The 7851-nt window shown below is 54.8% G+C and carries 7 protein-coding genes; 4 read left to right on the top strand and 3 right to left on the bottom strand.

Features of this window, described 5'->3' with window-relative positions; genetic code table 11:
• Positions 1–1275, top strand: a 1275-nt coding sequence (locus J3U88_RS04985; protein WP_207857258.1) for an RHS repeat-associated core domain-containing protein, incomplete at its 5' end; no start/stop codon positions are given.
• 12 nt (positions 1276–1287) lie between these two features.
• Positions 1288–1725: a hypothetical protein gene (locus J3U88_RS04980; RefSeq protein WP_207857257.1), complete on the top strand. Its 438-nt coding sequence runs from the start codon at positions 1288–1290 to the stop codon at positions 1723–1725.
• Positions 1726–2001: 276 nt separating this feature from the next.
• On the opposite strand, the gene J3U88_RS04975 is transcribed toward J3U88_RS04980, so the two are convergent.
• Complete coding sequence (locus tag J3U88_RS04975) at positions 2002–2301, bottom strand: hypothetical protein (RefSeq protein ID WP_207857256.1); 300 nt, start codon at positions 2299–2301, stop codon at positions 2002–2004.
• A 576-nt stretch (positions 2302–2877) separates the two neighbouring features.
• Between J3U88_RS04975 and J3U88_RS04970 the strand changes: the two genes are divergently transcribed.
• Both J3U88_RS04970 and J3U88_RS04965 read left to right on the top strand, forming a co-directional pair.
• Positions 2878–3411, top strand: a complete 534-nt coding sequence (locus J3U88_RS04970; RefSeq protein ID WP_207857255.1) for a 3'-5' exonuclease — start codon at positions 2878–2880, stop codon at positions 3409–3411.
• A gap of 105 nt (positions 3412–3516) precedes the next feature.
• On the top strand, positions 3517–4731 hold the full coding sequence (locus tag J3U88_RS04965) for a sterol desaturase family protein (protein ID WP_207857253.1): 1215 nt from the start codon (positions 3517–3519) through the stop codon (positions 4729–4731).
• Between the two features lie 101 nt (positions 4732–4832).
• On the opposite strand, the gene J3U88_RS04960 is transcribed toward J3U88_RS04965, so the two are convergent.
• Together J3U88_RS04960 and J3U88_RS04955 are read right to left on the bottom strand one after the other, a co-directional pair.
• Positions 4833–6632, bottom strand: coding sequence for a carbamoyltransferase family protein (locus J3U88_RS04960; RefSeq protein WP_207857252.1), 1800 nt, complete (start codon positions 6630–6632; stop codon positions 4833–4835).
• A 66-nt stretch (positions 6633–6698) separates the two neighbouring features.
• Entirely contained in the window at positions 6699–7850 is a 1152-nt protein-coding gene (locus tag J3U88_RS04955) for a MupA/Atu3671 family FMN-dependent luciferase-like monooxygenase (RefSeq protein WP_207857251.1), read from the bottom strand.
• Between the last annotated feature and the right edge of the window lies 1 nt (position 7851).

Raw genomic sequence — 7851 nt, 5'->3', positions numbered from 1 at the left:
GTGGGGCGTCTAACACGGAATGTCGCCTCGGAACATCACTACGACGCCGCTGGTTTTTTTGAATTGGTGAAGCAGGCTGGAACCACGAGCCGGAGCGCCTCCAAGACCGACGATTGGGAGGAATACTACCTCTATGACGCGTTCGGCCAACGGGTCGCCAAATGGGAAACCGCGTCCAACAAGGTGACCTATTCGGTGCGCGACTTAAACGGCGCCATCCTGACCGAGGAGGACTTCAGCACCGCCGCGACAAATCAAGGCCAACTGAAAACCCGGCGCCAGTACATCCTGTTCGACGGCAAAGCGGTGTACACCGAGGAAACGAGCTTCTCAGCTAAAGGCACCCAAACCGACCGCAAGGAAACCTACCGCTTCCATGATCGCCTAGGAAACCCGGCGGTTACTTGGGACGCGGACCTTGAACAACCCCAATCCCAGTTCTACGAGCCCTACGGAACGCCAACAGTCTCATCAGTGAAAACCAAAGGGGCTCACGGATTCACCGGTCACGACGAGGACAACACCGGCCTGGTGTACATGAAGGCACGCTACTACGAGCCGAGGATGGGCTGTTTCCTGCAACCCGATGAAGCGCGCGACTTCAACCCATTCTTACCCAACAGCTACAACCTCTACAGCTACACGTACCAAAACCCGGCCAACGCCTACGATCCCGACGGGAACGCGGTAGAAACGGCATGGGATGTCGCCAATATCGGCATCGGCGTCGCGTCCTTTGTGTACAACGTCAGCGAAGGCAACTGGTTGGACGCAACGATTGACGCGGGTGGCGTAATCATCGACACCGCCGCGGCGGCAACCCCTTTTGTCCCAGGTGGAGCAGGTGCTGTGATCAAAGCGGCTCGGGCTGGTGATAAAATCAAGGATGCCTCGAACGTAGCCGTGGGTGTCAGCGATGCACGCCAGGCAGCAAAAAAGGTTACACCTGATAAAGGCTTCAAAACAAAGAAGAAAGGTCCAAAGCCAAACAATGGTGAAGCAAAGCCGCATGGTGGCCGAAACCACAATAATAGGATTGACGATAGGATTCGAGAATTAAAGCAAGATGCAGATGTCGAGAATATCAGGAAAAACCAAGAACAAGTGGATGTAGACGGTAACAAGGTTGGCCGAAACCGTCCAGACATCCAATACGATAAAAACGGCTGTCACCATTGTGTTGAATATGATAAGCGGCGATCCAGCAGCGTAAAACATGGAGAAACCATCAAAAATAACGATCCAAATACAGAAGTGGAACTTAATGCAATATAAGGAGAGAGAACGTTGTCAAAGGTAGAAGAACTAATTTCCCAGTTAGATGGATCTGATGAAGAGTGGGACGCAATTAAGTGGCTAAGGGAGAATGTAAGTAACGAGCTTCCCATTCACTTACTCAAGGCATATCCAAAAACAACGCAATGGAAGAAACGAGAAAGCCTTGTTTACCACAGCATGCGATATGCAAGAGAGAGTCAACCAGCAAAAGATCTTGGTATGCTTGCCTTAAAAGATCGATCAAAAATGGTGAGATACAGAGCATGCATGCTGCTGGCATACTCCCTGGACCAAAGCTTGCTTCCCAACCTCCTAGAGTTAAAGAAAGACTTCCCAGAAAACACAATGGAAGACCTTTTGGCTACAATAGACGCTATTCAATCCCAGAATCATCATTATTTTGTTGATCGCGATCACTCAGGAAAGATCAAGCTAAATATTGGTTAAATTATTGCTTACCTGGAAAGAAGCGGTCCATGCTCGCTGAATGGATCGCTTCTTCACAAAAGCGACACTAACTTAATGTTATTCATGCAGTGAAATCGTAGCGCCACCAAAGTCGTTCCCGTCATCTCGGCCTTGTACCTAAGAAACGCGATAACTCGCGGTGATTTTAACTAAGCCTCTGGGCTGCAACGGCCTGTGAAAATGCTCACCGCACCGAGTGGGTGCGGTCGTTCGCGACCCCGGTCCGCTTTTCCCAGGCCATTTCGCTCCAGATCTTTAGCGAAAATCCCACGCTCTTATCGCGCTTCTTAGGTTGTACCGAATCCGACTTATGGTCGCATCCGCAAACACACATTCAAACGTGTACTCGGTCCATTCGTGATCCACCTCGCGGGTGTATTCCAGCGTGCTAGGCTCCCAGGTCTCGCCGCCGTGATTGCTCGCGAACCAACGAACCGTTGTCGCGCTGGGGACGTCCATCTGCACGTATAACTTCGTGCTCGCAACCGTTTGCGGCATCGCGTTTTCGCGTGACAGGTAGGTACCTTCCGTGTCGACTTCATCCGCCGGGACCATTTCTTCAGCTCGCGGTTGTTTTTCTACGACTACTCGGATTTGGGCCAACTAGAGAAGCTGACCATGGGCGCGACGTCCACTGACTACCGTTATGACCTAGCCGAGAATATGATTTCCCGATCCGGCCTTAACGCGGATGTCGGTGGCGCCACGCTCCAGCTCCCTTCGTTTTCAACAGAACAGTGGTGACCTCACCTTCCCTTTGCTCGCGGTTTGCCAACAAACCGGCGGGTCGCAAACCGTCCCACTTTTAGACGTTGGCAACGATGTGCGCATCCGCGTCGGAGCGATGAAACTACAGGGCTCCGTTTATTCCTGGGACCATCGTGAAATTAAACGATGCTTGCTAGGTCACCAAACCAATCCCAGACGCTAACTTCCTAGAATTTCCCATAAATCTACTCAGCCACCAAAACTGGACAGATGGCACATAAGTAGCTTTATTTAAGGACTTAAGCGCGCTCACGACAGTTTGGTCCGAACCATGCTCTTCCTCGAATTGAGGCGCTTCCCGCGTTAAGCAGGGTTGCTCCTCCGAACGTTTCACCGTTTTTGACGGATTCTAAGGAAGACCAAATGACCTACCTCATTGTTGATTTTGAAGCGACCTGTTGCGATGCCGGCAGTGTGCCGAGAAATGAAATGGAAATTATTGAAATCGGCGCGGTGGCACTGGACCCTAAAAGCCTTCGCATCATTGATGAATTTGAGCGCTTTGTTAAACCCCAACGCCACCCCCTGTTAACCAACTTCTGCGCATCCCTAACCTCCATCACACAGCGCGACCTGGATCGGGCCGACAGCTTTCCAGAGGTGCTAAAATCCTTTCAAGCCTGGATCGGCCAATTCGAAAACCCCGTCTTCTGCAGTTGGGGAAATTACGACAAAAACCAACTTCTGCAAGACTGTCGGTACTTCAAGGTGCCCTTTCCCTTCGATGAGCAACACATCAACATCAAGCAACGCTTTGCTGAAAACAAAGGCTACCGAAAAGGAATGGGTTTGGGGCGCGCGATCAAAACCATGGGTCTAACCTTCCACGGCACGGCCCACCGCGGCATTGACGATGCCCGCAACATGGCCCGCCTGGCACCCCACATTTTCTCGTAATCAGGAACAGGCGGGTTTTCCCGGCCCCCTCAAAAATTCCGGGTGCCCTTCCCCGCCTTTGCGGCTATCTTTGAGGGTAGCTTTTCCTGATTTGGGGGGGACGCCTTGGCACCCAACTACATTGCGCTCGCCATTCCCTTCTTTTTTCTCTTGATGGGGCTCGAATGGTGGGTGGCACGACGACGCAAGCGCGATGTGTACCGCTTGAATGATTCAGTCAATGACCTGAGTTGCGGCATCATGCAGCAGGTCGTGGATGTGTTTCTGAAAACCCTGCTTTTGGGTGTGTACACCTGGGTTTATCTGCATGGGCACCTGTTTGAGATCCGGCTCGATTCGGTTTGGATGTGGGTGCTTTGTTTTCTCGGGGTGGATTTTGCCTATTATTGGTTTCACCGCTCCAGCCACGAGGTGAATGCGATCTGGGCTACCCACGTGGTGCACCATCAATCCGAGGAATACAACCTCAGCGTGGCACTTCGCCAGAGTTCGCTCCAGCCGATTTTTGTGATGCTGTTCTACCTTCCCTTGGCACTCATTGGGTTCCCGCCGCTGATGTTTCTCGCCGCGGCCTCCTTCAACACCCTGTACCAGTTTTGGATCCACACCCGCCTCATCGGCCGCTTGGGTCCCTACGAATGGGTGTTCAACACGCCTTCCCATCACCGGGTTCACCATGGGCGCGACCCAAAGTACATCGACAAAAACCACGGCGGCACCCTCATCATCTGGGACCGTTTGTTCGGCACCTTCCAAGCGGAAGAGGAAGAACCCACCTACGGCATCACCAAACCGCTGGAGAGCTGGAACCCGTTTTGGGCGAACAGCCATTATTGGATCGAGTTGGTTGATTCAGCGCGGCGGACACGCGCCCCGCTGGACAAACTTCGGGTTTTCTCAAAACAGCCAGGCTGGTTTCCCGACGATTTGGGCGGACCTCAGGCGCCGCCGCCCGTTCCCGCCGATCCGCCTAAATACGATCCAGCCCTGCCGGCCGGTTTGACGCGTTATGCAGCCTGCCAATTTTTGGTGTTGCTCCCGCCGGTCACCCTGCTGCTTTTTCTCCAAGCCTCCCTATCCACCGACTTAAAGGTCGCCGCGGCTTTGTTTGTGATCTGGAGCCTGATCGCGGTCGGGCTGTTGTTTGAGCGCAACCGCACCGCCTTTCGCTTGGAATGGTTGCGGCTCGGTCTTGCCGTACCGCTGGTCGTTTGGGCCTTGCCGGTTGGGTACCGAGCCGTCGGCCTCGCCGTCATCTTGGTTGCGGTGGCCTTAATGCTGGTTCCTTGGTTCGGACTGCGCCGTTCCTTTGCCGCATAAACAGATTGCCTCCCCGCAACTGAAGCGAACCATCCAGAGCGCAACGGCCGGGCAAGAAACCATGGCCGCACCCGGCGCGTGCGGCCATGAAGGAAAAAGGCTTAACCCACCGGGGTGGCGGTTCGGTCGCTTGCACGCGTGCGGTTGTCGATTTCTTCGGCATCGGGTTTTTCGATGAGCATGTCTTCCAACACCAGCGCGTCCAGACCCGAGGTAAAAAACACGCTGAGCGCGTCCTCCACCGAGTGAATGATGGGTTTGCCCATCACATTGAAACTGGTGTTGAGCAGGATCGGCACCCCCGTGATCGCGTAAAAGGCTTTGATCAATTTGTAATAGGGCTCGTTTAAGCTCGCGCTGACCGATTGCAAACGACCGGTGCCGTTGACATGGACCACCGCGGGCACGCGGTCGCGCACTTCTTCCTTGAACCGCAGCGTGCGCTCCATGTACGGCGTCTCCTGGTAATTTTCAAAATACTCGGGGCCGAACTCGTGCAGGATCGACGGCGCAAAGGGCCGGTATTCCTCACGGAACTTCACCTTGGCGTTGATTTTGTCCTTCATGTCGGCGGCACGGGGATCGGCCAGAATCGAGCGATTGCCCAAGGCGCGCGGGCCGAACTCCGCGCGTCCGCGCGCCCAACCGACCAACTTCCCTTCCGCCAACAACTTGGCGGTTTCCTCGTAAAGGGTGTCGGGCAATTGACGGATTTTGGGCAACCGGCCGAAGGTGCGCATGTTGTGCAAGCCGCGCGGGGAAAGGCGCGAACCCAGGTAGGGGCTCTGGCGTTTAGGCAGCGGTATGTTGGTCGGAAAATCGGCGTGATAAGCCAGGTAGGCGGCACCGACCGCGTTGCCGTCGTCGCCCGGCGCGCAGGGGATGAACACCTCCTCGAACGGGGTCTGCTCGATGATCTTGCCGTTGTAGGAACTGTTGAGACCGCAACCGCCGCTCAGGACCAAACGTTCACCGCCGGTCATCCCGTGAAAGTTGTTAATCAGCCGCGACATGGCCTCTTCATAAAAGGCCTGGCCGGTGGCGGCCAAGTCGGCGGCTTCGATGATCGGTTGGTCGCCGCTTCGTTTGGCGGCTTCCAGGTGCGCCACCAACTTTTGGTAATGTTTTTTCGAACGGTACTTGATGTTGATTCCGTCGATGATCACCAGCTCGCGCAGCACCTCTAAAATGGCTTCGATGGGTTTGCCGTAGGGCGCCAGTCCCATCACCTTCCACTCCTCGCCTTTGTCGGGTTGGAAACCGCAGTAACCGGTAAAAGCGGTGTACAAGGCGCCCAAACTGGCGGCACCTTTGATTTCTTTGATCTCGTTGAGGCTGCCGTTTTTGTATCCGAAATAGGAAATCGAACCCCGTTGGCCGTTGCTGTCGACCACCATACAGGCCGTTTCCTCGAACCCACTCATGCGGCACGCGCCCATGGCGTGGGTCCAGTGGTGCGGGTAGTTGCGGAATTCAATGTTGCGGTTGTTGTGGTGCTTGGCCAATGCCATCGACCAGCCGGCACCGGCGCCGTTCATCGAATTTAACTGCATCAGGCAGACATAAAGCCCCTCGTGTTTGGTGGCACAGGCGGTGGCGAAGCGTTGATCGTAGCGAAAAATCTTGCGCGCGCTGGTGATCCCCAAAAAGTTGAGCAGCTTCAGGAAACGATGCATTTGGTGATTCCAAGAACCGGCAATCACAAATTTGGCCGAGGGATCGGTGACCTGTTTAATCAACTGATTGGCCCATTCCATGCTGTCCGGTAAACAACCCATCGCACGTTTGTCCTGATAGTGTCGTTCGGTCGCTTCAGCAAAGATAATCTCACCCTTTTCATCGATTATCGCTAACGCGGGATCGTGAAAGGTGGTCGCTAAGCCAACATAATAAGTCTTCATGGCGTTCCTCGATGGTATGAAATAACACCCGGCGTTTGCGAAATGCGGGCTAGCGCAGGTGAAAACCTATGAATCAAAGGACAAGGACGTAACTTGTTCTTTTAAGGACTGGAGATAGGGCAGGGATTCCATGACCACGCGGTGTTCCGGGCCGAAATCCATCAAACAGGCAATTTCGCCGACACCCACGGAAACAGCTTTTTCAATCGTCGGCATGACGTCGTCAACCCCGCCGAATAAGGCGCCGGTCTTGAAATAACGTTCGTAACTGTATTCAACCATTTTGCGTACCTCACTCTCGCCTGGCCGGTCGGCTTTGTCAAGAGTTTGCATATGGCCGGTTAAGGCACTTTTTATATAGTTGAAAAACGGCTCACGCACGGCGGCCCGCACGGTGTCCAAATCGCGGTGAACCAAGGTGTGCAACATCAAGGTCACACAACCGCCGTCGGGATCGAAGCCGGCCCCGGCGCGCGCCTCACGGTAAATCGCAATCTTTTCGCCCAGCTTGTCCAAATCGATGCCCTGCAGCATGGTCAGCACGTTGTAACCCTTGGCACCGGCAAAACGGAAACTCTCCTCGGACTTGGAAATCGCCAGCCACACATTGAGCTGTTCTTGCAACGGCTTGGGGTAAACCCGCACCTCGGTGGCCTCCCCCTTCCCGTTGGCAAAACGCATGGTCTCACCCCGCCACAGCTTCTCCACCTGGCCGATGCGCTCGAACCAAACCTTGCGCAAGTCACCATAGGTTTCGGGTGAAATGATAAAGTCGTTGGGGTTCCAGCCACTGGCAAAACCCAGGTCGACGCGGCCACCCGATAGATGGTCCACCATCGACCAGGCCTCCACCACCTCGACCGGATGGTGCAGCGGCAACACCACCGAACCGGAACGGAAGCGAATCTGTTCGGTGGTTCGCGCCAAGGCCGCGGCCAGCACGGCGGGGTTGGGGTAAATACCGCCGAAGGGATGGAAATGGCGTTCCGGCAACCAAACGGCGGCAAAACCCGCACGGTCGGCAAATTCGGTCAGTTCGAAAACGAGTTGGTAGGTGTGGCCCAAACCCTGGTTGCTGTCGGAAAAAAAGATCAGGCTCATGTCCGGGGCACGTTTCTTGGGCGCGGTCTGCGCCGGACCCGGCGCGGGGCGACGATCAAAGGCGAGCAAATCGGCAATGCGTTGGTTTACCTGGTTGCGGTCGACGGGTTGATTCATG

The sequence above is a fragment of the Acanthopleuribacter pedis genome, from assembly GCF_017377855.1.
Taxonomy (GTDB): Bacteria; Acidobacteriota; Holophagae; order Acanthopleuribacterales; family Acanthopleuribacteraceae; genus Acanthopleuribacter; species Acanthopleuribacter pedis.
The sequence above is the reverse complement of the archived record's forward strand: the minus strand, read 5'-3'. Positions and strand labels throughout refer to the sequence as shown.